The sequence below is a fragment of the Pseudomonas sp. DP-17 genome, assembly GCF_022380625.1.
GTDB classification, from domain to species: Bacteria; Pseudomonadota; Gammaproteobacteria; order Pseudomonadales; family Pseudomonadaceae; genus Pseudomonas; species Pseudomonas nitroreducens_A.
In genome coordinates this window covers 120,754-146,625 of the sequence record NZ_JAKSXG010000016.1, presented here as the reverse complement: position 1 = coordinate 146,625, position 25,872 = coordinate 120,754, and the positions used below count along the sequence as shown (strand labels likewise).

Below are 25,872 nucleotides of genomic sequence, written 5' to 3'. Positions count from 1 at the left end.
GCAGTAACCTGTGTACTGATCCAGACCGGGACCGACCGATGACCGAGCGCACCACGCCAATCCTGCTGAACTGCGACATGGGCGAAAGCTTCGGCGCCTGGCGCATGGGCGACGACACCCGCGCCATGCCGCTGATCGACCAGGCCAACCTTGCCTGCGGCTACCACGCGGGCGACCCGCTGACCATGCAGCGCACCGTCCGTCTGGCGGTGGAGCAGGGCGTCAGCATCGGTGCGCACCCGGCCTACCCGGACCTCGCCGGCTTCGGCCGCCGCCACATGAGCTGTTCGCCCGAGGAAGTCCACGCCCTGGTGCTCTACCAGATCGGCGCACTGGATGCCTTCTGCCGTGCCGCCGGCACCCAGGTGGCCTACGTGAAGCCTCACGGTGCGTTGTACAACGACCTGGTGCGCGATGACGCTCTGCTCGCCGCGGTGCTCGATGCCTGCGCCGCCTACCGCAAGCGCCTGCCGTTGATGGTGCTGGCCCTGGCTGATAACAACCGCGAACTGCAACTGGCTGACGCCGCCGACGTGCCGCTGATGTTCGAAGCCTTTGCCGACCGCGCCTACCTGCCCGATGGCCAGCTTGCTCCGCGCCGCCTGCCCAACGCCGTGCACCACGAGCCGCAGCGCATCCTCGACCAGGCCCTGGCCATCGCCCGTGGGGAACCCTTCCCTGACATTGACGGCAACCCATTGCGCCTGCGCGCCGACAGCCTCTGTGTGCATGGCGACAATCCCGAATCCCTGGCGGTGCTGCGGCGCCTGCGTGGCCTGCTGGACCAGGCATGATCCGCGTCGAGCCTTTCGGCGCCACGGCGCTTCTGATCACGCTCGCGGAGCAGCCCGACGATGCCCTGCCGTTGCGCATCGCCCAACTGGCCGAGCGCCTGCACGTCGAACTGGGGGAGGCGCTGACGGATTGCGTCCCCGGCTGGACCACGCTGTTGCTGCACTACGACCTGATGCGCATCGACCTGCCGCAGTTGCAAGACCGCGTGCAGGCTGCGCTGCAGGATTGGCCCGGCGATTACCTGGCGAACGAGGCCGGGCGCCTGCATGAAATCGCCGTGTGGTACGCCGGCGAAGACCTCGCCGAAGTCGCCCGACTCTGCGGGCTCACCACCGCCCAGGTGGTCGACCTGCACGCCAGCCGCGACTATCGCGTCGGCGCCATCGGCTTCGCTCCCGGCTTCGCCTACCTCGGTGAGCTGGACGAACGCCTCGCCCTGCCGCGCCGGGCCACGCCGCGCACGCAGGTGCCCGCCGGCAGCGTGGCGATTGCCGAGCGGCAGACGGCGGTTTATCCACAGGCCTCGCCCGGTGGCTGGCATCTGCTCGGCCGCACCGCGCAACGCCTGTTCGATCCCCATCGGCAGCCGCCGTGCCCGCTGGCGGTGGGCGACCGCGTGCGCTTCGTGCCCATCGAAGAGTCGGCTTATCGCGCGGCCGGAGGCGAGCCATGAGCCTGAAGGTCATCGCCTGCGGCCCGCTCTGCCTGCTGCAGGACGGCGGCCGGCGGGGCTGGCAGCAACTGGGCGTGTCGCCCGGCGGCCCTGTGGATAAACACGCGGCGGCCTGGGCCAATCGCCTGCTCGGCAATGCGTCGGGCCGGCCGTTGCTGGAAGTCGCTTTGGGCGGGGTGGAGCTGGAAATGCAGGCGGACGCCTGGCTGGCGCTGACCGGCGCCGAGCTGCCGGCGATGCTCGATGGCGAGCCGTTGCCGGGCTGGTCGCGCTTTCGCGCAAGGGCTGGGCAACGCCTGAAGCTGGGCTTCGCCCGTGCCGGTCAGCGCGCCTATCTCGCCGTTGCCGGGGGCTTCCTGGCAGAGCCGATCCTGGGTAGCGTCGCCACCCAGACGCGGGAGAAGCTCGGCGGCCTCGCCGGCAATGGCCAGCCGCTCGCCGCCGGCGACCTGCTGGAGTGCGCAGCCCACGGCGAGCGTTTCACTCACGGTGCCAGCGTGCCCTGGCCTTATCGACCGGATTACCGCGAGACCCCAATTCTGCGCGTGCTGCCCGGTCCGGATGCTTTCAGCGAGGAGCAGCGCCAGGCCTTCTTCGAACAGCGCTGGCAGATCAGCCCGCAATCCGATCGCATGGGCGTGCGACTGCGCGGCGAGGCGCTGAGTGCGCCTCGCCGGCAATGGTCGCTGGGGATAGTCGAAGGCGCCATCCAGGTACCGCCGGATGGCCAGCCGATTGTCCTGCTGGCCGACCGCCAGAGCATGGGTGGCTACCCGCTGCTGGGCGTGCTGCACCCGCTGGACATCGGGCGCCTGGCGCAATGCCCGGCGCACAGCGAGGTGTGCTTTGCCCCGGCAAGCGTGGAACAGGCGCAGGCGGACCTGCGCTCGTTCCTGCGGTTCTTCTCCGGCTGACCTCAGCCCTCGAAGCGTTCGCCACGAAACACCCGACGCGGATTGCCGCGTTGCAGATGGTGATGCACCAGCCGGCGTTCGGCTCGCAGCTCGCTGTTCGCCTGCTCTGCGCATTCCTCCAGCTTGCGGGCAATCAGCAGCAGCGCCAGACGTTTGTTGGCATGCTGGCTGCGCTCGCTCTGGACCTTCACGCTCAGGCCGCTGGCAACATGGGTGGCGCGCACCGCCGAGTCGGTGGTGTTGACGTGCTGCCCGCCCGGACCGGAGGAGCGCAAGGTTTCGAAGCGCACTTCACCTTCGAGGCTGGCCGGTGGCGCGTTGAATCGTGCGCCGCCGAAGTACCAGTTCTTGCGCCCGTGGTTGGGCCGGTAAGGGCTGGCGCAGACCCATTGCAGGGTGCCGCTCCAGTCCTCGGCCAGGGTTGCTGCCGAGTCGCCGTTCAGCGCCAGCAGCACCGAGAGCAGGGTGCCCCGGCGCGGGCCGGCTTCTTCCTCGATCGTGCGAGCCTCGACCCCGCTGGCTTCGGCTTCGCGCAGCAGTCGCTGCAGGGCCTTGGCCACGGCCAGTGCGCATTCGTCCGGCCCCTGGGCCGCGGAAAGTTGCAGCAGGATCATCAGCAGCACTCCCCGCGGGTCTTGTAGGTCAGCACCGGCTTGAGGCGGGCCAGTATCCGCAGCAGGCCCGCTTCGCGCAGCGCGCCGACCACCGAGTCGATGGCCTTGTACGCTTCCGGCGCCTCCTCGTAGATCAACCCGCGATCACCGCAGATCACCCGGCTGCCCAGCGCGGTACGGGCCAGTTGCTCGACGCGATAGCGCGCCGAGAGACGGTCCTTGCACTCGCTGCGCATCCACTTGCGCCCCGCGCCGTGGGCGAGGGAGAACAAGCTGCGCGGGTCGGCGACCGGCTCCACCAGGTAGCTGTAGTCGCCGCGCGAGCCGGGGATGACCATCACCCCGCGATCCGCCGGCGTCGCGCCCTTGCGGTGCAGCCAGCCGTCGACGCCTTCGACTTGCGCGGGGCTGACGAGGTTGTGGGTCACGTCCAGCACCTGCGCACCATCTGCACGCAGACGGTCGAGCATGCGCAGGGCGATCAGCTGACGGTTGGCTTCGGCAAAACGCAGCGCGCCGTTGTGGCGAGTCAGGTAGTGCGCACAGTCGTCGGTGCCTTCCTCCAGGCCCTGGTGGCTGAAGCGGTCCACCTGCTCGCGCAGGATGGCTTCGCCCAGGCCGCGCGAACCGCTGTGCACCAGCAGGAGCAGGTGGCGACGGTCGAGACCGAGGGCTGCCACGGCGGCTTCGTCGTAGAGCTGATCGAGCTGCTGCAGCTCGGCGAAGTGGTTGCCTCCGCCGATGGTGCCCAGCGAGTGCTCGTGGCCGCAGGGCGGCAGAGCGAAGCCGGCAATGCGCTCGCTCCAGTCTTCGTCCAGCGGGCCGTCGAGGTTGCCCAGGCGCTTCTCCAGCTTGTCCAGGTTCAGCTTGGCGGTGGCGATATCGGTGCGCCACAGCGCCATGCCGCAGCCGATATCGTTGCCCACCAGCGCCGGATACAGGCGGCCGGTGGAGAAGAACGCCGCGCCGATCGGGTAGCCGCGCCCGGGGTGCAGGTCCGGCATGCCGGCGACCCGCTGCATGCCCGGCAGGCGGGCGGTGGTTTCAAGTTGCTGGATCGCTTTACCTTCGATCCAGGTGTCGTCCGCGGCAATCAGGGTGATGCCGGCGGACAGATTTTGGATGCAATTGCCCATTGTCCAATCCCATGAGGAATGAAACGAAAAAAGAGGATGGGGGCAGGCCGGAGCCGGGCAATGCGATGCCGCCAAAGGGGCGGCGGGGAAGCGATTACGCCAGACGCGACCTGCAAAGGGTGATCAGTGCTTGCATGATGTCTCTCCTTTGCTGTCGGTGGATGGAAGGTGGCGAATCATAGGCTCGCAGCCGCCCGCGCGCAATCCCGCTATTTCGGCAGGTGCCGCAGCGGCAGGGGGGCCGACTCCTTCACCGTCTGGATGGCGAAGTTGCTGCGGATATCGCTGACGCCCGGCAGCTTGAGCAGGGTGCCGGTGAGGAACTGCTCATAGGCGCGCAGGTCGGGCAGTACGACTTGCAGGAGGAAGTCCGACTCGCCGCTGACCAGGTGCACCGAGATGACTTCCGGCAGGTCGATCACTGCCTGGCGGAAGGCGGCGGCACTGGTGTCGCTGTGGCGTTCCACTTTCACCCCGACGAACACGGTCAGCCCCAGGCCGACTTCGTCGCGCCCCAGCTCCGCGTGATAGCCACGAATCATGCCGGCTTCTTCGAGAATGCGGACGCGGCGCAGGCAGGGGGAGGGCGACAGGCCGATCTCCTCGGCGAGCTGCACGTTGGTCAGGCGGCCGTCGCGCTGCAAGGCCGCGAGGATGCGGTGGTCATAGGCGTCCAGTTTTGGTCTTGGCATGAGTGGATACTCAATCAGCTGAAGATTGGCAGGATATGCCAATTGTGAGCGCCAAGATGGTTGAATACGCAAGCACCTGCCTCGGTCTTCAGGCATAGAATCCCTATCCGCAATGACTGCTTCGGAGTGGCTCTAGTGGATATCGGCGTGTTCCTGCTGGCCCTGGCGATGGTCTACCTGCTGCCGGGGCCCGACATGATTCTCCTGCTGCATACCGGCGCTCGCGACGGTTGTCGCGCGGCGCTGGCAACTGCGCTCGGGTTGGGCCTGGCGCGCGGCTGCCATGTGGCGTTGGCGGCGACCGGGCTCGCGCTGCTGTTCCGCACGGCGCCCTGGACCTTCGATGGGGTGCGCATCGCTGGCGGCCTCTACCTGGCGTGGATCGGCCTGCAACTGCTTCGCGCTCCGGTGGGCCTGCCGGAGGCGACCGGCGCGGCCGGGTTATCCACAGTCAGCTATCGGCGTGCATTCCGCCGGGGCTTGCTGACCAATCTGCTCAACCCCAAGGCGCTGCTGTTCTGTTCGGTGTTGCTGCCGCAGTTCACCCACCCACAGAACGGTCCTCTGGCGCTTCAGTTCGCACTACTGGGCGGCGTATTGGTAGTGGTCGGGCTGGGCTTCGACAGCTTCTATGCGGTCAGTGGCGAGCGCATGGGCCGCTGGCTGGCGCGGCACAGGGCGATGCAGCGCGTGCAGCAGTGGGGTTTCGGCGCAATTCTGCTGGGGTTTGGCGTGCGCCTGGCGTTGATTCGCGATTTGTAGGAGCGCTCCGTCGCTCGAGGGCATAGGAGCGGACTTCGTCCGCGATCGATTGCCGGCAGCTGTGAGCGGGCCTGTTGCACATCGCGGACAGAGTCCGCTCCTGCGACAGCTGCAAGCACAGTGCGAGGCCGTGCCTCAGAGGTCTTCCGGCTGGATTTTCCACAGCCGCGCCACCGAGGGCTTCTGCGGATTGCGCGCGACCACCAGCAGGCCCAGCTCCTTGCCGCGCAACTCACGCAGCAACTGCGCGCCCTTGCGTTGCTCCAGGCTCTCGGCGAGATGCCCGAGGGCGATGGCGGCCGCAGTCGGGTGCGTGGCGACCGGCACGTAGCTGCCGTCGTCGATGTCCAGCACCACATGCTTCTCTCCGGGCTCCGGAGTGGGGATGTGCAGACTGGTCTTGAGCAGCTGCGCCATGGCCTGATCGCGCTGGGTGGCCGTCAGTTGTCCCGGTGGCAGTGCCCGTTCCAGCGGCAGGAATTCGTCCCGGGGTTCGGCTTTCGGCTTTGCCGGAGGTGGCGGTGCGGGTCGCTCAGTTCTTACTGGTACAGGTTTGGCGGGCGCGGGCGGAGTCGCAGTTGGAGGAGGTGGTGTGACATCCAGCTCATCCGAGACAAGCACGTCCCAGTCGATCTCATCGAGGTCGACTTCCACCGCGGCCTTTTTCCTCGGCGCCGGCTTCTTCCGCGACTTCACCGCCGCGCGTACATCCATCCGCCGCTGACGTTTCCACTTGTGCAGCTGGACGTTGGCGACGATGGCGGTGACGAGGATGAGCAGAAGGAAGAACAGCAGCATGGAAGATCGTGGCCCTGTGGATAACGGCCACGGCGCGCAGGCGGTGGCGGGGTGCCACCCTGGCGGGATTGACTGGCTCAGGCGATAGGCCTGTTCCGGCTGCGTTGTAGGACGCAGCTGTTTCCGAAAGAGGGGCCGGCCTATGACCGGCCCGTTTCGTATCAGTTCAGGAACTGTTCCGCATGGTGGCAGGCCACCTGGCGCTCATCGAGGAGGCGCAGTTCCGGCACCTCGGTCTTGCAGCGCTCGGTCGCATAGGGGCAGCGTTTATGGAAGGCACAACCGCTGGGTGGGTTGAGCGGGTTGGGGAGTTCGCCCTGGATCTTGATCTTGGGCTTGCTCGGATCGGGGTGGATAGCCGGAGTCGCCGACAGCAGCGCCTGGGTGTAGGGGTGCAGCGGACGCTCGTAGAGCTTGTCCGCCGGTCCCATCTCCGCCGGGCGGCCGAGGTACATCACCAGCACGTCGTCGGCCACGTGGCGGACCACGGCGAGGTTGTGGGAGATGAATACGTAGGCGGTGCCGAACTCCTGCTGCAGGTCCATGAACAGGTTGAGCACCTGGGCCTGGATCGATACGTCCAGCGCCGAGGTCGGTTCGTCCGCCACCAGCACCTTGGGCCGCAGCATCATGGCGCGGGCCAGGGCGATGCGCTGGCGCTGGCCGCCGGAGAACATGTGCGGGTAGCGCTGGTAATGCTCGGGGCGCAGGCCGACCTGCTTCATCATCGCCTGCACGCGCTCGCGGCGTTCGATGCGCGACAGGCTGGTGTTGATCAGCAGCGGCTCGGCCAGCTGGTCGCCGATCTTCTGCCGTGGGTTGAGCGAGGCGTAGGGGTTCTGGAAGACCATCTGCACGTCACGGCGCAGTTGCTTGCGGGTGTCGTGGTCGGCTCCTTTCACCTCGTGGCCGGCGATCTGCAGGGAGCCGGAGGTGGGTTCTTCGATCAGGGTCAGCGCGCGGGCGAGGGTGGACTTGCCGCAGCCGGACTCGCCAACCACGGCGAGGGTCTTGCCGGCCTGCAGGTCGAAGGACACGCCGTTGAGCGCGCGGACCAGGGCGTGCGGCTTGAACAGGCCCTGGGAGATTTCGTAGTGACGGGTCAGGTCGCGGGCGGTCAGGACGGCGCTCATCGGGCCACCTCGGTATTCAGGTTGAGCGGGTAGAAGCAGCGCACCGCGCCACGCTCATGGGCTTCCAGGGCCGGGCGTACGGCGCGGCAGTTGTCCTGCACGTAGGGGCAGCGCGGCGACAGCAGGCAGCCCTGCGGACGGTCGTACTTGCCGGGGACGATACCGGGCAGGGTGGCCAGGCGCTCTTCGCCGGCGCTGTGCTCGGGGATCGCCTTGAGCAGCGCCTCGGTGTACGGGTGGGTCGGCAGGTCGAACAGCGCCGGCACCTGACCGATCTCCACTGCCTGGCCTGCGTACATCACGCAGACGCGCTGGGCGGTCTCGGCGACCACGGCGAGGTCGTGGGTGATCAGGATCAGCGCCATGCCCTGGTCGCGCTGCAGGTTCAGCAGCAGCTCCATGATCTGCGCCTGGATGGTCACGTCCAGCGCGGTAGTGGGCTCGTCGGCGATCAGCAGCTTGGGCTCGCCGGCAATCGCCATGGCGATGGCGACGCGCTGGCTCATGCCGCCGGACAGTTGGTGCGGGTAGGCGTCCAGGCGCTGGGCGGCGCCGGGGATTTCCACCCGCTCGAGCAGTTCCAGCGCGCGCTGGCGCAGCGCTTTACCACGCAGTCCGAGGTGCAGCCTGAGGACTTCCTCGATCTGGTAGCCGACGGTGAAGCTGGGGTTGAGGGCGGTCATCGGGTCCTGGAAGACCATGGCGATGTCCTTGCCGACGATGCGCCGGCGTTCGCGGCCCTTCAGGCGCAGCATGTCGGTACCGTCGAACTGCATGGTGTCGGCGGTGATGATCCCGGGTGCGTCGATCAGGCCCATCAGGGCCATCATGGTCACCGACTTGCCGGAGCCGGACTCGCCGACGATGGCCAGGACTTCGCCCTTGTCTACCGAGAGGTCGAGGCCGTCCACTACCGGGATGGCGTTGCGGTCGCCGAAGCGGACCGAAAGATTGCGCAGGTCGAGGAGGCTCATACGGCGGTCTCCATCAGGCTCTTGTTCTTTTTGTAGGAACGAGGGGGACGCCTTGGTCCTTGCTCGCGAATGGGGAACGCAGGAGATTGCAGGTCCGCGAGCGAGCTCGCTCCTGCGAAGAGCACGAAAGTATTCATCGAGTTGCTCCTCAGGCCGCGTTCTTCAGCTTCGGGTCCAGCGCATCGCGCAGGCCGTCGCCCATCAGGTTGATTGCCAGCACGCTGAGCAGGATGGTCAGGCCGGGCAGCGAGACGACCCACCAGGCGCGCTCGATGTAGTCGCGTGCGGAGGCCAGCATGGTGCCCCACTCGGGGGTCGGCGGCTGCACGCCCAGGCCGAGGAAGCCCAACGCAGCGGCGTCGAGGATGGCCGAGGAGAAACTCAGGGTGGCCTGCACGATCAGCGGCGCCATGCAGTTGGGCAGCACGGTGACGAACATCAGGCGCAGCGTGCCGGCACCGGCCAGGCGTGAGGCGGTGACATAGTCGCGGTTCAACTCGCCCATTACCGCAGCGCGGGTCAGGCGCACGTAGGCGGGCAGCGAGACGATGGCGATGGCGATCACGGTGTTGATCAGGCCGGGGCCGAGGATGGCGACGATGGCCACTGCCAGCAGCAGCGAGGGCAGTGCCAGCATGATGTCCATCAGGCGCATGATCACCGGGCCCAGGCGGGTCGGGGAGAAACCGGCGAGCAGGCCGAGGAAGATGCCGGGGATCATCGAGATCAGCACCGAGGTCAGGCCGATCATCAGCGACAGCCGCGCGCCGTGCATCAGGCGCGAGAGCAGGTCGCGGCCCAACTCGTCGGTGCCCAGCAGGAACTGCGAGTTGCCGCCTTCGAGCCACAGCGGCGGGGTGAGCAGGAAGTCGCGGAACTGCTCGCTGGGGTCATGGGGCGCGACCCAGGGCGCGAACAGCGCGCAGAACACGATGATCAGGATGAACAGCAGGCCGCCGACCGCGCCCTTGTTGCGCGAGAAGGCTTGCCAGAATTCTTTCCAGGGGGATGGGTAGACCAGACTCGGGTCGCTGGCGGGAGCTTTGGCGTTGGCATTCATGGCGTCGGCTCCGGTTAGCGTTGGTGACGGATGCGTGGGTTGGCGAGGCCGTAGAGGATGTCCACGATGAAGTTCACCAGGATCACCAGGGTCGCCACCAGCAGGATGCCGTTCTGCACCACTGGGTAGTCGCGGCGGCCGATGGCGTCGATCAGCCATTTGCCGATGCCGGGCCAGGAGAAGATGGTCTCGGTCAGGACCGCGCCGGCGAGCAGCGTGCCGACCTGCAGGCCGAACACGGTGAGCACCGGGATCATGGCGTTGCGCAGGGCATGCACGAACACCACGCGGGCCGGCGAGAGGCCCTTGGCGCGGGCGGTGCGCACGTAGTCTTCGCGCAATACTTCGAGCATCGAGGAGCGGGTCATCCGCGCGATCACCGCCAGCGGGATGGTGCCCAGCACGATGGCCGGCAGGATCAGGTGGCGCACGGCGTCCATGAAGGCGCCTTCCTCATCCGACAGCAGCGTGTCGATGAGCATGAAGCCGGTCCTGGGCTCGATGTCGTAGAGCAGGTCCAGGCGCCCGGAGACGGGCGTCCAGCCCAGGGAAACGGAGAACAGCATGATGAGGATCAGGCCCCACCAGAAGATCGGCATCGAGTAGCCGGCCAGGGAGATGGTCATCACCCCGTGGTCGAACAGCGAACCTCGTTTCAAGGCAGCGATCACCCCGGCGAGCAGGCCGAAGACGCCGGCGAACAGCAGGGCCGCCAGCGACAGTTCGAGGGTTGCGGGGAAGAGGGTGAGGAATTCGTTCCACACGCTGTCGCGGGTGGTCAGCGATTCGCCGAGGTTGCCCTGGGCGAGGTTGCCGATGTAGTCGAGGTACTGCTGGTAGAGGGGCTTGTCGAGCCCCAGGCGGTGCATGGCCTCGGCATGCATCTGCGGATCGACGCGGCGTTCACCCATCATCACTTCCACGGGGTCGCCCGGAATCAGGCGGATCAGCGCAAAGGTGAGCAGGGTGACGCCGAAGAAGGTCGGGATCAGCAGACCGAATCGGCGTGCGATGAAACTGAGCATGGTGTTTGGGGGCTCCTCACCGAGCGGCTACCCATCGGGGGTGACGATGGGCGCCGGTTTCTTATTGCTTCGCCGGTTACTGGATTCGAACGTCGGCGAAGTTGTTATTGGTCATCGGGTTGATGGTGTAACCCGAGACATTGCTGCGGCGCACATTGAACAGCTTAGGATGCGCCAGGGGAATCCACGGCGATTGTTCGTGGAATAGGGATGTCGCCTTTTTATAAAGTTCCGCCCGTTTTGCCGTGTCGTTGCTCTCACGGGCCTGCTGAATCAGCAATTCGAAGTCCTGGTTGCACCAGAACGCCTGGTTTTCTCCGGATTTCGCCGCTGCACAGGACAGGTTCGGACTGAGGAAGTTGTCCGGGTCGCCGTTGTCGCCAGCCCAGCCCAGAAGCGACAGGTCATGCTCGCCGGCCTTGGAGCGCTTGAGCAGCTCGCCCCACTCCAGCGAGCGGATCTGCAGGTCGATGCCGGCCTTGGCCAGGTCCGCCTGCATCATCTGTGCCGCAAGTGCCGGGTTGGGAATGGTCGGCGAGCTGCCGTTGCGGATGAAGATCGTCAGCTTGAGGTTTTCCGCTCCGGCTTCCTTGAGGAGCGCTTTCGCCCGCTCGGGATCGTGCGGCCAGTCTTCGAGGTCCTTGTTGTAGCCCAGCAGCGTCGAGGGGTAGGGGTTGATCGCCGGGCTGGCGGCATTGGCACCAAATACCGAGTCGAGCAGGGCCTTCTTGTCGATGGCGAGGTTGATTGCCTGGCGCACGCGCACGTCATCAAGCGGCTTATGCCGGGTATTGATCGCCACGTAGGTGGTCATCAGCGCGTCGATGCTGTCCACCGCGAGGTTCTTGTCCTGTTGCAGGGCCGGCACGTCCGACGGCTTGGGGTAGAGCGCGATCTGGCATTCGTTGCGCCGGACCTTCTGCATGCGCACGTTGGGGTCGAGGGTGATGGCGAACACCAGGTTGTCGATGGCCGGCTTGCCGCCGAAGTAGTCCGGGTTGGCGCGGTAGCGCACCTGGGAGTCCTTGGCGTAGCGGTTGAAGACGAAGGGGCCGGTGCCGATGGGCAGGTTGTTGATCTGTCCCTGCTTGCCTGCGGCCAGCAGCTGGTCGCCATACTCGGCCGAGTAGATGGAGGCGAAGCCCATGGCCATGTCGGCAAGGAAGGGCGCCTCGGGATGGCTCAGGGTGAAGCGCACGGTCAGGTTGTCGACCTTGTCCACCGACTTGATCAGCTCGCGCATGCCCATGGCGTCGAAATAGGCATAGCCGCGGTTGGCCGACTCGTGCCAGGGGTGCTTGGGATCGAGCGGGCGCTGGAAGGTCCAGAGCACATCGTCGGCGTTGAAGGCGCGGGTCGGCTTGAAGTAGTCGGTGCTGTGGAACTTGACGTCCGGGCGCAGGTGGAAGGTGTAGGTCAGGCCGTCGGGGCTGACCTCCCAGCTCTGCGCCAGGGACGGCACCAGTTCGGTGGTGCCGGGGCGGAAGCCCACCAGGCGGTTGAAGATGGTTTCCGAGGTGGCATCGTTGGTCACGGCTCCGGTGTACTGCACCACATCGAACCCTTCCGGGCTCGCTTCGGTGCAGACCACCAGGTTCTGCGCCAGGGCGGTGCCGCTGCCCAGTGCCAGCAGAAGAGGTAGCAAACGCTTGATGGGCATGCCAATGCTCCTTACAGAAGGTTGAACGGGAAGTTGCTGACCAGGCGGATCTCGTTGACGCTGCCGTCCGCCTGGTTCTGGCTGGCCAGATGTTTCATGTAGGTCAGACGGAAACTGCTGCTCTTGAGCGGGCCGCCTTGCAGCGTATAGCCGGTCGAGAGGCCGAGCTCGTGGTGCTTCTCGTCATCCATGTCGCGGACGTTGTAGCCGCTGACGCCGTTGCGGTCACCGTCGTAGTGGGTGCCGTCGATTCCCCAGCCCTTGGCGTACCAAGCCATGGTGGTCAGGCCGGGCACGCCGAAGGCGGCCCAGTCGGTGCTGTAGCGCAACTGCAGGGACTTTTCGTTGGGGCCGTTGTAGTCGGAGAGCAGGGAGTTGGCCAGGTAGATGGCAGCAGTCTCGTGGACGTAGTCGAAGTACTCATCGCCACGGATCTGCTGCCAGCCCAGCAGCACGGCATGGGCGCCGTGGGTCAGGGTGAAGGCTAGGCTGTAGGCGTCGTTGTCGATGTAGCCGGCCTTGCGCTGTCCGGTGTCGCCGGTGTGGTAGTAGTTCAGGCTGGTATTCAGCGCCAGGGTGGATGGGTCGCCCAGGTCGTGGGATGCGCCGAAGTAGTACTGGTTCCAGATGTCTTCGAAGTGCGCGCCGTAGGCGGTGAGCTTCAGCTGCTTCATCGCCTGGTAGCTGCCGCCCAGGTAGCTGAAGTGGCTGCCGGAGAAATCCCCCGCGCCATACTCGGTGGTCAGGCGCTCGCTGCCTGCGCCGGTGCGCGGGCTGGCGCGGGTGAAGCTGCCGGCCTGGACCTCAAGGCCTTCGATCTCCTCGCTGAGCAGGCTGATGCCGTCGAAGGAGGGCGGCAGGGCGCGGTTGTCGTTGATGTTGAACACCGGGTTTTCGGTCTGCTGGCGGCCGGCGCGCAGCACGCTGTTGGAAGCTCGCAGTTTCACGTTGGCTATGCCCATCTTCGACCACTGGCCGACTGCGTCGCCGTCGCTATCGGTCAGGGTGCGGGTGCCGCCGCCGGCGATGCGTCCGTGGCCGCGTTCCAGGGCGATCTCGTTGAAGGCTGCCGCATCCACGCCAACGCCCACGGTGCCCTGGGTGTAGCCGGAGTTGTATTTGAGCTGGCTGCCCTGGGTCCAGGTGTAGCGGCTGTGGGTGGGTTCGGTGTAACCGTCCTTCTTGATGTTGAAGTGAAAGCTGTCCTTCATCTGCTCGCGGGCGGCGAAGTTGCGCGTGCTGAAGGTCAGGCTCTGGCCTTCGACGAAGCCTTTGGCGCCGGCCTGGCCCTTGACCACCACTTCGCTCTCACGGCGGGTTTCGTCCGGTGGCAGGTCGCCCTCGTCGGCGAATGCCTGGCCCAACGGGGTGCCACAGACGGCAAGTGCCAGGAGGGTACGGGTGAATACGTGATGCTGCATGAGTTGCTCCTTGTTGTTGTGGGTTTTCCTAGCAACGAATGCATCCCCTCCACCCATCGGAGAGATGGGGGAGCCGGCAGGCAGAGGGGAAGGCGGGATATGCCGCCCGGTCTGTGCCGGGCTGGCGCTCAGGCGACAGTGGCCGCCGATCTCGAGTTGGCGATCAGGGCTGGTTGGCTACGCCGTAGAACGAATTGCGTCCGAAGGGGCTGATCAGGAAGCCCTGCACCGATTTGCGCATGGGCTGGTAGACGGTGGAGTGGGCGATCGGGCTGATGGGCACCTGCTGCGCGAGGAGCTGCTGGGCCTTCTGGTAGAGGGCCACGCGCTGGTCGTGGTCGGTGGTGGCCTTGGCCTGGCGCACCAGCTTGTCGTAGTCGGCGTTGCACCACTTGGAAACGTTGTTGCCGCTCACCGAATCGCAGCCGTAGAGGGTGCCCAGCCAGTTGTCCGGGTCACCGTTGTCGCCGGTCCAGCCGAACAGCATGGCGTCGTGTTCGCCCGCGTGGGCGCGCTTGATGTATTCGCCCCACTCGTAGGTGACGATCTTCGCCTTGATGCCGACCTTGGCCCAGTCGGCCTGGATCATCTCGGCCATCAGCTTGGCATTGGGGTTGTAGGGGCGCTGCACGGGCATGGCCCACAGGGTGATTTCGGTGCCTTCGGCGACGCCGGCATTCTTCAGCAGTGTCTTGGCCTGTTCCGGGTCGTAGGCCTGTCCCTTGATCGATTCGTCATAGGACCACTGCGTCGGTGGCATGGCGTTCACCGCCAGCTGGCCGGCGCCCTGGTAGATGGCGTCGATGATCGCCTGCTTGTTCAGCGCCATGTCCAGCGCGCGGCGCACGTCGGTCTTGCCCAGCGGGGCGTGGGTGACGTTGTAGGCCAGGTAGCCGAGGTTGAAGCCCGGCTGCGACGGCATGTTCAGGTTCGGGTCCTGCTTCAGCGCCTCGAGGTCCGCCGGGCGCGGATTCAGGGTGATCTGGCATTCTCCGGCCTTGAGTTTCTGCATGCGCACCGAGGCGTCGGTATTGATGGCGAAGACCAGGTTGTCGACCTTCACGTCATCGGGCTTCCAGTAATCCTGGTTGCCCTTGAAGCGGATCATCGCGTCCTTCTGGTAGCGGCTGAACACGAAGGGGCCGGTGCCGATGGGTTTCTGGTTGATCTCGCCGGGCTTGCCCTGCCTGAGCAGCTGGTCGGCGTATTCGGCGGACTGGATCACCGCGAAATTCATCGCCAGGTTCTGCACGAAGGCTGCGTCGACCTCGTTCAGGGTGAAAGTCACCGTGTGCTCGTCGAGCTTGCTGACCTTGGCGATATTGCGGTCCAGGCCCATGTCGGTGAAGTACGGGAATTCGGTGGGGTAGGCCTTGCGGAACGGCTGGTCCTTGTCGAGCATGCGGTTGAAGGTGAACAGCACGTCGTCGGCGTTGAATTCGCGGGTCGGCTTGAAGTAGTCGGTGGTGTGGAATTTCACGCCTGGGCGCAGGTGGAAGGTCCAGGTCTTGCCGTCGGCGGAGGTTTCCCAGCTTTGCGCCAGCGCCGGCTGGGCTTCGGTGCCGCCGCGCTGGAACTGCACGAGGCGGTTGAATAGGGTTTCGGAGGTGGCGTCGTAATCGGTGCCGGTGGTGTATTGACCGGGGTCGAAACCCGCCGGGCTGCCTTCGGAGCAATACACCAGGGTGGAGGCGGCCTGGGCCGCGGAGCCGGCGAGCAGCAGCCCGCCGAAGGCGAGTGCGTGCAGGGGATTACGTCGCATCTTGCGCATTGCCTGACCTCATTCTTGTTTTTCTTCAGGGGCCGGCGAACCGATGGGGTTTGCAGCCAGCCTGGCCGGACCGGTCCGGATGAGACCTGTCCCTTCATGGCCGGGCTGTGTCCGGCCACGCCGCGCCGAAGTTAAGTCAGACTGAAATCAAGTTCAACTCAAAATTCAGTGCTACTGAAAATTTCATCAGGCTGTGAATCAGGTAGCGGGGTGTTCGCCGAACAGCGGAAGGGTGGTGACGGTGAGCATTTCCGCCACGCTGTCACCGAGATTGCGCAGGCAATGACGCTTGCCAGAGTCGAAGTGGACGGAGTCGCCAGGGCCCAGCGGATAGGTGTGGCCATCGATGTCGTAGGCGATGCGCCCGGTGAGGACGTAGGCGAATTCCGAGCCATCGTGGGTGATCAGTTCGGATTCGTAGCCCACCGGAACCGTCACCTTCACCGCGTTCAACTGGTTGCCGGGGAAGCTGCTGGACAGCCGCTCGTAGCTCAGCGGCTGGCCTTCGATGGTGTAGCGCACGCGCTCGCCCTGGTGCGAATCCGGCGGAATCTGCTGCGGAGAGTCGAAGAGGGCGTTGAGCGGCACGTCCAGCGCCTTGGCGATGCTGGCCAGGGACGACAGCGAGACGCCGGTGAGGTTGCGCTCTGCCTGGGACAGGAAGCTCGCCGTCAGGCCGGATTCGGCGGCCACCTGGTTGAGGGTCTTCTTCGCTGCTCGCCGATAACGGCGCAGGCGTTCTCCGATACGATCTGCGGACATTGCTCAGGCTCTTGTGGGACGCCGGCAGCATACCAGTGTCGTCGACCGGTGAAAGCATCGAGCCATCAGCGGATGAAAAATCGGCCACAAGGATACCGGATGCCGAAAAGCCTTTGACCGGAAATTTCAGTACTGCTTAAATTTCTGGTCGTTTTATTCCATTCCTCGGGAGATTCACATGACATTGGGAGTAGGGGGCGTGAGCCCCGAGCAGGCGCTGGCGAAATTGCAGGTCATGACGGCCGGTGCTCGTCCCATTGCGCTCGAGGAATACCAGTCTCGGATCGGTCGATTGCAGCAACTGATGCAGGCGCGCGAAGTTTCGGCCGTATTCATCGACGCCGGCAGTTCGCTGGTCTATTTCACAGGCCTGAAGTGGAGCCCCAGCGAGCGGCTGGTCGGCGCACTGGTGCCGGCACGGGGCGAGGTGCGCTACATCGCCCCGGCCTTCGAGGAAGGCACGGTGCGCGATCTGCAGGTGCTGCCCGGCAGCATCAGCGTGTGGGCCGAGCATGAAAGTCCGTTCGCCCTGCTGGCCGGAATGCTTTCGGAAATCGAGGTGCGCGACGGTGCGCGGGTCGGTCTTTCCCACAGCCTGCCGTTCGGCATGTTCGAACGCCTGCGCCAGGCGACGAGCCAGGTGCAACTGGTGGACGCCGGCGCGTTGATCGACCAGTGCCGCCGCTGCAAGTCGCCAGCGGAGTTGGCGCTGATGCAGCGGGCGAAGGACATGACCCTGGAAGTGCACAAGGCTGCGGCCAGCATCCTGCGCGAGGGCATCAGCGTCACCGAGGTGACGCGCTTCATCGAGGCGGCACACCGGCAGGTCGGCGCACCGGGCTCGACCTTCTGCATCGTACTGTTCGGCGAAGACAGCGCCTTCCCCCACGGTGTGCGCCAGCCGCGCCCGCTGCAGGGCGGCGACATGGTGCTGATCGATACCGGCTGCCAGCTCTACGGCTACCACTCGGATATCACCCGCAGTTACGTTTTCGGTACGCCCAGTGCGCGCCAGCGCGAACTGTGGAACCTGGAGAAGGCCGCACAGCAGGCCGCATTCGATGCTGCCGTACTGGGGGAACCCTGCGAGCGGGTGGATGCTGCCGCACGCCGCTGCCTGGAGGCCGGCGGCCTCGGGCCGGACTATGCACTGCCGGGTTTGCCGCACCGCACTGGTCACGGTATCGGGTTGGATATCCACGAAGCGCCGTACCTGGTGCGCGGCGACCGCACGCCGCTGGACATCGGAATGTGCTTCAGCAACGAGCCGATGATCTGCGTGCCGGGGGAGTTCGGCATCCGCCTGGAAGACCACTTCTACATGACGGCGCAAGGCCCGCGCTGGTTCACCCAGCCGAGTCATTCGGTGGACGATCCGTTCGGCCTGGATGCCTGACCACGCGAACGGTCCTGCTGCGAATCCGGTGTGGGAGTAGGAGCGAACTCCGTCCGCGAGTGGTCCGCATCGCGCCGGAAGCCTATCGCGCACGGAGTCCGTCCCTGCAGGTAATCTCAGGGGCGCAATTCAACCCGCGAGAAGTTGTTGGACCCCAGCGGGCTCAGGGTGAAGCCTTTCACCTCCGGCCGCAGCACCGCGAACTGCTTCGGATAGGCCAGGGCGATCCACGGCGCTTCGCGCTGGTAGATCGCCAGCGCCTGGCGATAGAAGCCCGCCCGGGTTTCCTGGTCGGTAATGGCGCGGGCCTTGCGCAGTAGTTCGTCGAACTCCGCGTTGCACCAGCCCGCCTGGTTCTCGCCACTCTTGGCGGCGGCGCAGGAAAGGTTCGGCGTAAGGAAGTTGTCCGGATCGCCGTTGTCGCCGACCCAGCCCATGAAGATCAGGTCGTGCTCGCCCTGCTTGGCACGCTTGATCAGTTCGCCCCATTCGAATACGCGGATGTCCGCCTGGATGCCGATCTGCCCCAGGTCGTTCTGCAGCATCTGCGCGCCGATGCCGGGGTTTGGGTTGGTCGGCCCGCCGCCGGGACGGGTCCAGATCGACAGCTTGAGACCGGGCTTGATTCCCGCTTCTTCCAGCAGCTGTTTCGCCCGCGCCGGGTCGTGGGGCCAGACCTTGAGTTGCGGATCGGAGCCCCACAGTGTCGGTGGGTAGGGCGCCACAGCCAGCGTCGCGGCGCCTTCGCCGAACTGCGCGCGCAGGTAGGCGTCACGGTCGAAGGCGAGGTTGATCGCCTGGCGCACGCGCACGTCATCCAGTGGCTTGTGCCGGGTATTGATGCCGACGTAGGCGACCAGCAGCGAGTCCAGTTCCTCGATGGTCAGTTTCGGGTCCTGGCGCAGCGCGGGCACGTCGGTGGGCTTGGGGTACACGGCGATCTGGCAGTCGCCGGCCTTGACCTTCTGGATGCGTACGTTCGGATCGGGAGTGATTGCCAGCAGCAGGCGGTCGATCTTCGGCTTGCCGCCCCAGTAATCCGGATTGGCGGTGAAGCGTACCTGGGCGTCCTTCTGGTAGCGCTGGAAGACGAACGGCCCGGTGCCGATGGGCAGGTTGTTCAGCTGGTCGGCTTTTTCGGCGGCCAGCAGCAGGTCACCGTACTCGGCGGAATAGATGGAGGCGAAGCCCATTGCCAGGTCGGCGAGAAAGGGCGCCTCGGGGTGCCTGAGAGTGAAGCGCACGTGGTGGTCGTCGAGCTTTTCCACTGCGCTGATCAGGCCGGGCAGGCCCATCGCCTCGGCATAGGGAAAGCCGCGTGGCGCCAGTTTGTTCCAAGGGTGCTTCGGGTCGAGCTGGCGCTGGAAACTCCAGAGCACGTCGTCGGCGTCGAAATCACGGGTCGGGGTGAAGTAGTCGGTGCTGTGGAATTTCACACCCTGACGCAGGACGAAGGTGTACTGCAGGCCGTCGTCGCTGATCGCCCAGCTCTCTGCGAGGGCTGGCACCACGCGGGTGCTGCCGGGGGCGAACTGCACCAGGCGCTCGAAGACCGTCTCGGCGGAAGCGTCGGCGGTGGTGGCGGCGGTGTACTGGGTGATGTCGAACCCTTCCGGGCTGGCCTCGGTGCAGACCACCAACGATTGGCCGAATGCCGGCGCACAGCCGAGCAGGCTGGCCAGGGTCAGGCGGATGAGCGCTTCGCGCACGGCGGCTGCCGGAGGAAAGGGCCGCCGGGAATCCCGGCGGCCCCTGGCCTTACTTGCCTACGCTGACGCCGTAGAACGAGTTCAGCGCGAACGGGCTGATCTTGAAGTCCTGCACCGTCTTGCGCATCGGCTGGTACACCGTGGAGTGGGCGATCGGGGTAATCGGCACCTGCTCCTTGAGGATGTGCTGGGCCTGCTTGTACAGCTCGGTGCGCTTGGCCTGGTCCGGGGTGCGCTTGGCATCCTTGATCAGCTTGTCGTACGCCGGGTCGCACCATTTGGAGAAGTTGTTGCCGTCCACGGCATCGCAGCCGTAGAGGGTGCCCAGCCAGTTGTCCGGGTCACCGTTGTCGCCGCTCCAGCCGATCAGCATGGCGTCGTGCTCGCCGCCCTTGGCGCGCTTGATGTACTCGCCCCACTCGTAGGTGACGATCTTCGCCTTGATGCCCACCTTGGCCCAGTCGGACTGCAGCATCTCGGCCATCAGCTTGGCGTTGGGGTTGTAGGGACGTTGCACCGGCATGGCCCACAGGGTGATCTCGGTGCCTTCGGCCACGCCGGCCTTCTTCAGCAGTTCCTTGGCCTTTTCCGGGTTGTAGCCGGCGTCCTTGATGGTGTCGTCGTAGGACCATTGGGTCGGCGGCATGCCGTTCACGGCCAGTTGGCCTGCGCCCTGGTAGACGGCGTCGATGATCGCCTTCTTGTTCACCGCCATGTCCAGCGCTTCGCGCACTTCGAGCTTGTCGAAGGGCTTGTGGGTGACGTTGTAGGCGATGTAGCCGAGGTTGAAGCCCGGCTGCGACGGCATGCTCAGGTTCGCATCCTTCTTCAGCGCTTCCAGGTCGGCCGGGCGCGGGAAGAGGGTGATCTGGCACTCGTTGGCCTTGAGCTTCTGCATGCGCACCGAGGCGTCGGTGTTGATGGCGAAGATCAGGTTGTCGATCTTCACCTCGCCCTTGTTCCAGTAGTCGGGGTTGGCCTTGAAGCGGATCATCGCGTCCTTCTGGTAGCGACTGAACACGAACGGGCCGGTGCCGATGGGCTTCTGGTTGATGTCGGCGGCCTTGCCCTGCTTGAGCAACTGGTCGGCATATTCGGCGGACTGGATCGAGGCGAAGCTCATGGCCAGGTTCTGGATGAACGCGGCGTCGACTTCGTTGAGGGTGAACTTGACGGTGTGGTCGTCGACCTTCTCCACCTTGGCGATGTTCGCGTCCATGCCCATGTCGGTGAAGTAGGGGAACTCGGTCTGGTAGGCCTTACGGAACGGATGGTTCTTGTCGAGCATGCGGTTGAAGGTGAACAGCACGTCGTCGGCGTTGAATTCGCGGGTCGGCTTGAAGTAGTCGGTGGTGTGGAACTTCACGCCTGAACGCAGGTGGAAGGTGTAGGTCTTGCCGTCATCGGATACGTCCCACTTTTCCGCCAGGCCCGGGATGACCTGGGTGCCGCCGCGCTCGAACTGGGTGAGGCGGTTGAAGACCGTTTCGGCCGAGGCGTCGAAGTCGGTGCCGGTGGTGTACTGGCCGGGGTCGAAGCCCGCGGGGCTGCCTTCGGAGCAGTAGACCAGGTTGTTGGCGGCGTGGGCGAGCGGGGCGCTGGCGATCAGCCCAGCGGCAATCATGGAGCGGATGACGGCGTTCTTACGCATACGGACCTCTGTTTATTCTGGTTGTCATCGAGGGGCAGCCTCGTGAGCTGCGTTGCGTGAAACTATGCACGGCACATGCCGGGCGCAAGCTGCTGGCGGGGATGAGTGTAGAAGTTGTGACGCGGGTGCAAGGGAATGTCGCAATTTCGACAATGGGAACCGTGCAGTCGGGTGGCGGCGCCCCGGTCCCCGGTGGCGCCGCGCTGGAAGAGGTCGTGGGTGTTACGGCATCTGCACCTCGATCGTGCCGTCCGCGCTGACGGTGACCTGGCTGGTGCCGGCTTCTATTTCCTGCGCCGGGGCGCCGCCGTAGCTGTCGGCCTTCATCGCGGCCATGCGCATAACGGGCATCGGGCGCGGCGCGCCGGAGGTGTTCAGGTTAAGACTGACCAGCTTGTAGCCCTTGCCGCCAAGCGCATCGGTGAGCACCTGGGCGCGCGCCTTGAAGGCGTCCACGGCGCCTTTCATCATCGCGTCCTCGTTCTTGGCGCGGGTGGCGTCGGCGATGCTGAAGTTCATGCTGCCCATCTTCAGCTTGCCCAGCAGGTCTGCGGTGAGCTGGGAAAGGGCGGCGAAGTCGGTGCTTTCCAGCCGCAACTCAGCGCGCTCGCGCCAGGCGGTGATCTTCTGGCCCTTGTCGTCATACACCGGGTAACTGTTGCGGCTGCCCAGGCTGACGGTCACGCCTTTGACCTTGCGCGCCTGCTCGACCGCCGCGTTCATCGCGGTGGTGGTCTCGGCGGCCAGCTTCGCCGGGTCGGTGCCCTGGCCTTCGCTGAACAGGGTCACGTGCATCAGGTCGTGGGCGACTTCCTGGCTGACCTCGGCGCGCAGCGAAACCTGGTTGTAGCGAGGTTCGTCTGCCAGGGCTCCCAGGCTGGTGGCGCACAGGGCGATGGCGGCGGCGATGGCGGTGAAGGGTTTCTTCAGTACAGACATGGATGACTCCTTGCTCCAGAAAATGTCCGGGCCACAGCTTAGTAGAGCCAATGGCGAGGACTGTCAGACCCTTTGACGAGGATGGCGTCGAGTTCGGGTTATTGACCGGTGTCACTAAATGTTTCGGGGTTGGGCGGCCAGCGCTGGGCGTGCTGGAGTATGCTGTGGCGCTATGCCGCATAAAGGGGAGGGGGCTCTTGGCTATACTCGCGCAAATTCCGGAATTCACCATGCGCCCACCGGTTTTCCAGCTTTCCGCCAGCCGTCAGAACCTTCTGCATCTGACGCTTATCCGTATTCTCGTGCTCGCCGCCCAGGCCGGCTCCGTCGGGCTCGCCTACAAGGCCCAGCTGATCCAGCTGCCCTGGCTCGCGCTCGGCGTGACCCTCGGCGTCTCCCTCGTACTCTGCCTGGGCACCGCGCTGCGCCTGCGCGGGCCGTGGCCGGTGACCGAACTGGAATACGCCGTCCAGCTCGCCTGCGACCTGGTCATCCACAGCGTGCTGCTCTATTACTCGGGCGGCTCGAGCAATCCCTTCGTCTCCTATTACCTGGTGCCGCTGACCATCGCCGCGGCGACTTTGCCGTGGCTCTACACCATCGCCCTGGCCGGCCTCGCGCTGGCCAGCTACACGGTGCTGCTGGTGTGGTTCCACCCGCTGGAGATGGCCGCCGGGCAGCGTGACAACCTCTTGATCTACGGCATGTGGCTGAGCTTTGCCCTGGCCGCCGCGCTGATCACCTTCTTCGTTGCCCGCATGTCCGAGGCGCTGCGCCGCCAGGAGCAACTGCAGGCCCAGCGTCGCGAGGAAGGCATGCGCGATCAGCAGTTGCTGGCCGTCGCTACCCAGGCCGCCGGCGCCGCCCATGAGCTGGGCACGCCGCTGGCGACCATGAGCGTGCTGCTCAAGGAATTGCGCCAGACCAATGCGGACCAGCCGCTGTTGCAGGAAGATCTCGCCCTGCTGCAGGAGCAGGTCAAGCTCTGCAAGACCACCCTGCAGCACCTGGTGCGCGCCGCCGAGGCGGATCGTCGCCAGGCAGTGGAAGAGCAGGGCGCCAACGAATGGGTCGAAGCGGTGCTGCGTCGCTGGCACCTGATGCGTCCCGAGGCGAGCTATCGCTACCAGATGCTGGGCAAGGGCAAGGCGCCGCGGATGACCCCGCCGACCGACCTGAGCCAGGCGCTGTTGAACCTTCTGAATAACGCGACGGACGCCTGTCCGGACGATCTGGACATCCGCCTGGACTGGGATGCCAGTGAAATCTGCCTGAGCATCCGCGACCAGGGCCCCGGCGTGCCGCTGGCCATTGCCGAGCAGCTCGGCAAGCCGTTCTTCACCACCAAGGGCAAGGGTTTCGGCCTGGGGTTGTTCCTCAGCCAGGCCAGCGTGACCCGCGCAGGGGGAACGGTGAAGTTGTATAACCATGAAGATGGCGGCACTCTGACCGAGTTGCGTCTGCCCAGAAGCTATGGCGTGGCCTGATAGCCGCGCCCGCGAGGAAGTACCATGAGCGAAGAGATCCTGTTCGAAGGCGAAGAGCAGCCCCACCTGCTGCTGGTGGACGACGATGCCACCTTTACCCGCGTCATGGCTCGCGCCATGACCCGTCGCGGGTTGCGGGTGTCGGTCGCCGGCTCCGCCGAAGAAGGCCTGGCCATGGCCAAGGAAGATCTGCCCGACTACGCCGTGCTCGACCTGAAGATGGACGGCGACTCCGGCCTGGTGCTGCTGCCCAAGCTGCTCGAGCTCGACGCCGAGATGCGCGTGGTGATCCTCACCGGCTATTCCAGCATCGCCACTGCGGTAGAAGCCATCAAGCGCGGCGCCACCAACTACCTGTGCAAGCCGGCCGACGCCGACGATGTGCTGACCGCGCTGCTGTCGCAGCACGCGGACCTGGAAACCCTGGTCCCGGAAAACCCCATGTCGGTCGATCGCCTGCAGTGGGAACATATCCAGCGCGTGCTTGCCGAACATGACGGCAATATCTCCGCGACCGCCCGTGCGCTGGGCATGCACCGGCGCACATTGCAACGTAAGCTGCAAAAGCGTCCCGTGAGACGTTAAGCGATCGATAACATAAGGGAGCGCCAATGAGCGCTCCTTTTTATTTCCAGCCGTGCGAGCCGACCCCATGACCGACAGCGCCGAATACCGCGCCGCGAACGACGCCGTTCGCAACCGCTTCTTCCACCGAGTCTGGCAACTCACCGCGCTCTACTGGCGCAGCGAAGAGAAGGGCATGGCCTGGCTGCTGCTGATCGTGGTGATCGCCCTGTCACTGGTGGGCGTAGCCCTCAGCGTCTGGCTCAACAGCTGGTACCGCGACTTCTACAACGCCCTGCAGAACAAGGACCTGAACAGCTTCATCCACCTGATGCTGATGTTCTGCGGCATCGCCGCGGTGTTCATCCTCACCGCGGTGTACCGGCTGTACCTGACGCAAATGCTCACCATCCGCTGGCGCCGCTGGCTCACGGAGAAACACTTCACCGCCTGGCTGGGCGACAAGAGCTACTTCCGCCTGGAGCAGCGCGGCCACACGGATAACCCCGACCAGCGCCTGACCGAAGACCTGGACAATTTCACCAGCACCACCCTGAGCCTCGGCCTGGGGCTGATCCGCAACGTGGTCAGCCTCGTCTCCTTCTCGGTGATCCTCTGGGGCGTTTCCGGCAGCATCGAGCTGTTCGGCATCACCATTCCCGGCTACATGTTCTGGGCTGCGCTGGTCTATGCGGCGGTTGGCAGCTGGCTGACGCACCTGATCGCCCGTCGCCTGATCGGTCTGAACAACCGCCAGCAACGCTTCGAGGCTGACCTGCGTTTCGGCCTGGTGCGGGTGCGCGAGAATGCCGAGAGCATCGCCCTGTACAAGGGCGAGGACAGCGAGAAACAGCGCCTGATGGACCGCTTCCGCAATGTGTGGGGCAACTTCTGGGAGCTGATGAAGGTGCAGAAGCGCCTGACCTTCTTCACTGCCGGCTACGGCCAGATCGCCACGGTGTTTCCCTTCATCGTCGCCGCGCCACGCTACTTCTCCGGGCAGATCCAGCTGGGCGAGCTCATGCAGATCAACTCTGCCTTCGGCAATGTGCAGGAGGGCATGAGCTGGTTCATCGACGCCTATACCAGCCTTGCCAGTTGGCGCGCGACCAGTGACCGTCTGCTGAGCTTCCGCCAGGCGATGGCCGAGACTACCCAGGAATCGGCCAACATCGACGTGCGCAAGAGCGGAGCCACCCTGCAATTGCACGACCTCTCCCTGAGCCTGGGCAACGGCCGTGAACTGCTGCAGCCCACCAGCCTGGAACTGAACCCGGGCGAGCACGTGCTGATCGGCGGGCCCTCCGGCGGCGGCAAGAGCACCTTGCTGCGCGCCATGAGCGGCCTGTGGCGCTACGGCAGCGGCGTGGTACAGATGCCCGACGCACGCAGCCTGTTCGTGCCGCAGAAACCGTACCTGCCCATCGGCACCCTTGCTGAAGCGCTGTGCTACCCCGAGGCGGGCGATCGCCACGACCCCGAGCGGCTGAAACAGGTGCTGCACCTGTGCCGCCTGGACGCCCTGGTGCCGCGCCTGGACGAAGCCGATCACTGGCAGCGTGTGCTCTCGCCGGGCGAACAGCAACGCCTGGCAATTGCCCGTGCGCTGCTCTACGCGCCTCAGTGGCTGTTCCTCGACGAGGCCACTTCCGCGCTGGATGAAACCGACGAGGCCGCGCTGTATCAGGTTCTGCTCGACCAATTGCCGGGTGTGACTTTGCTCAGCATTGGCCATCGTGCCAGCCTGAAGCGCTTCCACCCGCGCCAGCTGCGCCTGGAGGAGCATCGCTTGGAGGAAATCGAGTCGGTTTTGCCGGCGTAATGGCAGTTTGATTCACTGTGAAAATGTGATCTCGTTAGTGGGAATCATCTGAAAGCATTATCAGACAGGATGATTTCTTCTTATTTTTTTACATTTTTCAGTGTTTCACCGCTG

General features: G+C 65.3%; 23 protein-coding genes. 8 read left to right on the top strand and 15 right to left on the bottom strand.

Annotated elements, in window-relative coordinates; all coding sequences use genetic code 11:
• The first annotated feature begins 38 nt into the window (after positions 1-38).
• From MJ122_RS25920 to MJ122_RS25910, 3 genes are read left to right on the top strand one after another with little or no spacing between them, the layout of a single operon-like run.
• Positions 39-794 (top strand): 5-oxoprolinase subunit PxpA, encoded by a 756-nt coding sequence (locus MJ122_RS25920; RefSeq protein WP_239746596.1) that lies wholly within the window; start codon positions 39-41, stop codon positions 792-794.
• Entirely contained in the window at positions 791-1,468 is a 678-nt protein-coding gene (pxpB, locus tag MJ122_RS25915) for a 5-oxoprolinase subunit PxpB (protein WP_239746594.1), read from the top strand. Before MJ122_RS25920 ends, pxpB begins: the two co-directional genes overlap by 4 nt.
• Entirely contained in the window at positions 1,465-2,382 is a 918-nt protein-coding gene (locus MJ122_RS25910) for a biotin-dependent carboxyltransferase family protein (RefSeq protein ID WP_239746591.1), read from the top strand. The genes pxpB and MJ122_RS25910 overlap by 4 nt, the downstream gene beginning before the upstream one ends.
• 2 nt (positions 2,383-2,384) lie before the next feature.
• On the opposite strand, the gene prfH is transcribed toward MJ122_RS25910, so the two are convergent.
• The 3 genes from prfH to MJ122_RS25895 form a co-directional block, all read right to left on the bottom strand.
• Positions 2,385-2,996, bottom strand: a complete 612-nt coding sequence (gene prfH, locus MJ122_RS25905) for a peptide chain release factor H (protein ID WP_239746589.1) — start codon at positions 2,994-2,996, stop codon at positions 2,385-2,387.
• Positions 2,996-4,132 (bottom strand): RNA ligase RtcB family protein, encoded by a 1,137-nt coding sequence (locus tag MJ122_RS25900; protein ID WP_239746588.1) that lies wholly within the window; start codon positions 4,130-4,132, stop codon positions 2,996-2,998. The genes prfH and MJ122_RS25900 overlap by 1 nt, the downstream gene beginning before the upstream one ends.
• Positions 4,133-4,341: 209 nt before the next feature.
• The gene (locus tag MJ122_RS25895; RefSeq protein ID WP_239746587.1) at positions 4,342-4,824 is read right to left on the bottom strand and encodes an Lrp/AsnC family transcriptional regulator; all 483 of its coding nucleotides are present in this window, start codon (positions 4,822-4,824) and stop codon (positions 4,342-4,344) included.
• Positions 4,825-4,959: 135 nt separating this feature from the next.
• Between MJ122_RS25895 and MJ122_RS25890 the strand changes: the two genes are divergently transcribed.
• Positions 4,960-5,586 carry a LysE family translocator gene (locus MJ122_RS25890; RefSeq protein WP_239746649.1) on the top strand — a complete coding sequence of 209 codons (627 nt, stop codon included), beginning with the start codon at positions 4,960-4,962 and terminating at the stop codon, positions 5,584-5,586.
• A gap of 135 nt (positions 5,587-5,721) precedes the next feature.
• On the opposite strand, the gene MJ122_RS25885 is transcribed toward MJ122_RS25890, so the two are convergent.
• The 9 genes from MJ122_RS25885 to MJ122_RS25845 all read right to left on the bottom strand — a co-directional run bounded on the left by MJ122_RS25885 (position 5,722) and on the right by MJ122_RS25845 (position 16,190).
• Positions 5,722-6,384 carry a hypothetical protein gene (locus MJ122_RS25885; RefSeq protein WP_239746586.1) on the bottom strand — a complete coding sequence of 221 codons (663 nt, stop codon included), beginning with the start codon at positions 6,382-6,384 and terminating at the stop codon, positions 5,722-5,724.
• A gap of 161 nt (positions 6,385-6,545) precedes the next feature.
• Positions 6,546-7,517 carry a peptide ABC transporter ATP-binding protein gene (locus MJ122_RS25880; RefSeq protein ID WP_088421187.1) on the bottom strand — a complete coding sequence of 324 codons (972 nt, stop codon included), beginning with the start codon at positions 7,515-7,517 and terminating at the stop codon, positions 6,546-6,548.
• Positions 7,514-8,491, bottom strand: a complete 978-nt coding sequence (locus MJ122_RS25875; protein ID WP_017517551.1) for an ABC transporter ATP-binding protein — start codon at positions 8,489-8,491, stop codon at positions 7,514-7,516. The genes MJ122_RS25880 and MJ122_RS25875 overlap by 4 nt, the downstream gene beginning before the upstream one ends.
• Positions 8,492-8,639: 148 nt before the next feature.
• Positions 8,640-9,551: an ABC transporter permease subunit gene (locus tag MJ122_RS25870; RefSeq protein WP_239746584.1), complete on the bottom strand. Its 912-nt coding sequence runs from the start codon at positions 9,549-9,551 to the stop codon at positions 8,640-8,642.
• 14 nt (positions 9,552-9,565) lie between these two features.
• Positions 9,566-10,576: an ABC transporter permease subunit gene (locus MJ122_RS25865; protein WP_017517549.1), complete on the bottom strand. Its 1,011-nt coding sequence runs from the start codon at positions 10,574-10,576 to the stop codon at positions 9,566-9,568.
• A 76-nt stretch (positions 10,577-10,652) separates the two neighbouring features.
• Positions 10,653-12,242, bottom strand: coding sequence for an ABC transporter substrate-binding protein (locus MJ122_RS25860; protein WP_239746647.1), 1,590 nt, complete (start codon positions 12,240-12,242; stop codon positions 10,653-10,655).
• Positions 12,243-12,247: 5 nt separating this feature from the next.
• On the bottom strand, positions 12,248-13,657 hold the full coding sequence (locus MJ122_RS25855) for an OprD family porin (protein WP_239746582.1): 1,410 nt from the start codon (positions 13,655-13,657) through the stop codon (positions 12,248-12,250).
• A 163-nt stretch (positions 13,658-13,820) separates the two neighbouring features.
• Positions 13,821-15,428 carry an ABC transporter substrate-binding protein gene (locus MJ122_RS25850; protein WP_239746580.1) on the bottom strand — a complete coding sequence of 536 codons (1,608 nt, stop codon included), beginning with the start codon at positions 15,426-15,428 and terminating at the stop codon, positions 13,821-13,823.
• Positions 15,429-15,626: 198 nt separating this feature from the next.
• A complete protein-coding gene (locus MJ122_RS25845) occupies positions 15,627-16,190 on the bottom strand; it encodes an XRE family transcriptional regulator (protein ID WP_088421192.1) in 564 nt (187 codons plus the stop codon).
• Positions 16,191-16,368: 178 nt separating this feature from the next.
• On the opposite strand from MJ122_RS25845, the gene MJ122_RS25840 reads away from it, so the two are divergent.
• Positions 16,369-17,586: a Xaa-Pro peptidase family protein gene (locus MJ122_RS25840; protein ID WP_239746578.1), complete on the top strand. Its 1,218-nt coding sequence runs from the start codon at positions 16,369-16,371 to the stop codon at positions 17,584-17,586.
• A 116-nt stretch (positions 17,587-17,702) separates the two neighbouring features.
• Here the strand turns inward: MJ122_RS25840 and MJ122_RS25835 are convergent, their stop codons facing one another.
• The 3 genes from MJ122_RS25835 to MJ122_RS25825 form a co-directional block, all read right to left on the bottom strand.
• A complete protein-coding gene (locus MJ122_RS25835) occupies positions 17,703-19,280 on the bottom strand; it encodes an ABC transporter substrate-binding protein (protein ID WP_239746645.1) in 1,578 nt (525 codons plus the stop codon).
• A gap of 64 nt (positions 19,281-19,344) precedes the next feature.
• A complete protein-coding gene (locus MJ122_RS25830; RefSeq protein WP_088421195.1) occupies positions 19,345-20,946 on the bottom strand; it encodes an ABC transporter substrate-binding protein in 1,602 nt (533 codons plus the stop codon).
• A gap of 222 nt (positions 20,947-21,168) precedes the next feature.
• Positions 21,169-21,885 (bottom strand): SIMPL domain-containing protein, encoded by a 717-nt coding sequence (locus tag MJ122_RS25825; protein WP_239746576.1) that lies wholly within the window; start codon positions 21,883-21,885, stop codon positions 21,169-21,171.
• Positions 21,886-22,115: 230 nt separating this feature from the next.
• On the opposite strand from MJ122_RS25825, the gene MJ122_RS25820 reads away from it, so the two are divergent.
• The 3 genes from MJ122_RS25820 to MJ122_RS25810 all read left to right on the top strand — a co-directional run bounded on the left by MJ122_RS25820 (position 22,116) and on the right by MJ122_RS25810 (position 25,758).
• Positions 22,116-23,372, top strand: a complete 1,257-nt coding sequence (locus MJ122_RS25820) for an ATP-binding protein (protein ID WP_088421197.1) — start codon at positions 22,116-22,118, stop codon at positions 23,370-23,372.
• Positions 23,373-23,396: 24 nt separating this feature from the next.
• Positions 23,397-23,957 (top strand): response regulator transcription factor, encoded by a 561-nt coding sequence (locus MJ122_RS25815; protein WP_017518181.1) that lies wholly within the window; start codon positions 23,397-23,399, stop codon positions 23,955-23,957.
• A 67-nt stretch (positions 23,958-24,024) separates the two neighbouring features.
• The gene (locus tag MJ122_RS25810; protein WP_239746575.1) at positions 24,025-25,758 is read left to right on the top strand and encodes an ABC transporter ATP-binding protein/permease; all 1,734 of its coding nucleotides are present in this window, start codon (positions 24,025-24,027) and stop codon (positions 25,756-25,758) included.
• Positions 25,759-25,872: the final 114 nt, after the last annotated feature.

Excerpts from the sequence above, each read along its gene's own strand:
- MJ122_RS25920 (WP_239746596.1), top strand. The coding sequence starts at position 39 with ATGACCGAGCGCACCACGCCAATCCTGCTGAACTGCGACATGGGCGAA.
- pxpB (WP_239746594.1), top strand. The coding sequence starts at position 791 with ATGATCCGCGTCGAGCCTTTCGGCGCCACGGCGCTTCTGATCACGCTC.
- MJ122_RS25910 (WP_239746591.1), top strand. The coding sequence starts at position 1,465 with ATGAGCCTGAAGGTCATCGCCTGCGGCCCGCTCTGCCTGCTGCAGGAC.
- prfH (WP_239746589.1), bottom strand. The coding sequence starts at position 2,996 with ATGATCCTGCTGCAACTTTCCGCGGCCCAGGGGCCGGACGAATGCGCA.
- MJ122_RS25900 (WP_239746588.1), bottom strand. The coding sequence starts at position 4,132 with ATGGGCAATTGCATCCAAAATCTGTCCGCCGGCATCACCCTGATTGCC.
- MJ122_RS25895 (WP_239746587.1), bottom strand. The coding sequence starts at position 4,824 with ATGCCAAGACCAAAACTGGACGCCTATGACCACCGCATCCTCGCGGCC.
- MJ122_RS25885 (WP_239746586.1), bottom strand. The coding sequence starts at position 6,384 with ATGCTGCTGTTCTTCCTTCTGCTCATCCTCGTCACCGCCATCGTCGCC.
- MJ122_RS25880 (WP_088421187.1), bottom strand. The coding sequence starts at position 7,517 with ATGAGCGCCGTCCTGACCGCCCGCGACCTGACCCGTCACTACGAAATC.
- MJ122_RS25875 (WP_017517551.1), bottom strand. The coding sequence starts at position 8,491 with ATGAGCCTCCTCGACCTGCGCAATCTTTCGGTCCGCTTCGGCGACCGC.
- MJ122_RS25870 (WP_239746584.1), bottom strand. The coding sequence starts at position 9,551 with ATGAATGCCAACGCCAAAGCTCCCGCCAGCGACCCGAGTCTGGTCTAC.
- MJ122_RS25865 (WP_017517549.1), bottom strand. The coding sequence starts at position 10,576 with ATGCTCAGTTTCATCGCACGCCGATTCGGTCTGCTGATCCCGACCTTC.
- MJ122_RS25855 (WP_239746582.1), bottom strand. The coding sequence starts at position 13,657 with ATGCAGCATCACGTATTCACCCGTACCCTCCTGGCACTTGCCGTCTGT.
- MJ122_RS25850 (WP_239746580.1), bottom strand. The coding sequence starts at position 15,428 with ATGCGCAAGATGCGACGTAATCCCCTGCACGCACTCGCCTTCGGCGGG.
- MJ122_RS25845 (WP_088421192.1), bottom strand. The coding sequence starts at position 16,190 with ATGTCCGCAGATCGTATCGGAGAACGCCTGCGCCGTTATCGGCGAGCA.
- MJ122_RS25840 (WP_239746578.1), top strand. The coding sequence starts at position 16,369 with ATGACATTGGGAGTAGGGGGCGTGAGCCCCGAGCAGGCGCTGGCGAAA.
- MJ122_RS25830 (WP_088421195.1), bottom strand. The coding sequence starts at position 20,946 with ATGCGTAAGAACGCCGTCATCCGCTCCATGATTGCCGCTGGGCTGATC.
- MJ122_RS25825 (WP_239746576.1), bottom strand. The coding sequence starts at position 21,885 with ATGTCTGTACTGAAGAAACCCTTCACCGCCATCGCCGCCGCCATCGCC.
- MJ122_RS25820 (WP_088421197.1), top strand. The coding sequence starts at position 22,116 with ATGCGCCCACCGGTTTTCCAGCTTTCCGCCAGCCGTCAGAACCTTCTG.
- MJ122_RS25815 (WP_017518181.1), top strand. The coding sequence starts at position 23,397 with ATGAGCGAAGAGATCCTGTTCGAAGGCGAAGAGCAGCCCCACCTGCTG.
- MJ122_RS25810 (WP_239746575.1), top strand. The coding sequence starts at position 24,025 with ATGACCGACAGCGCCGAATACCGCGCCGCGAACGACGCCGTTCGCAAC.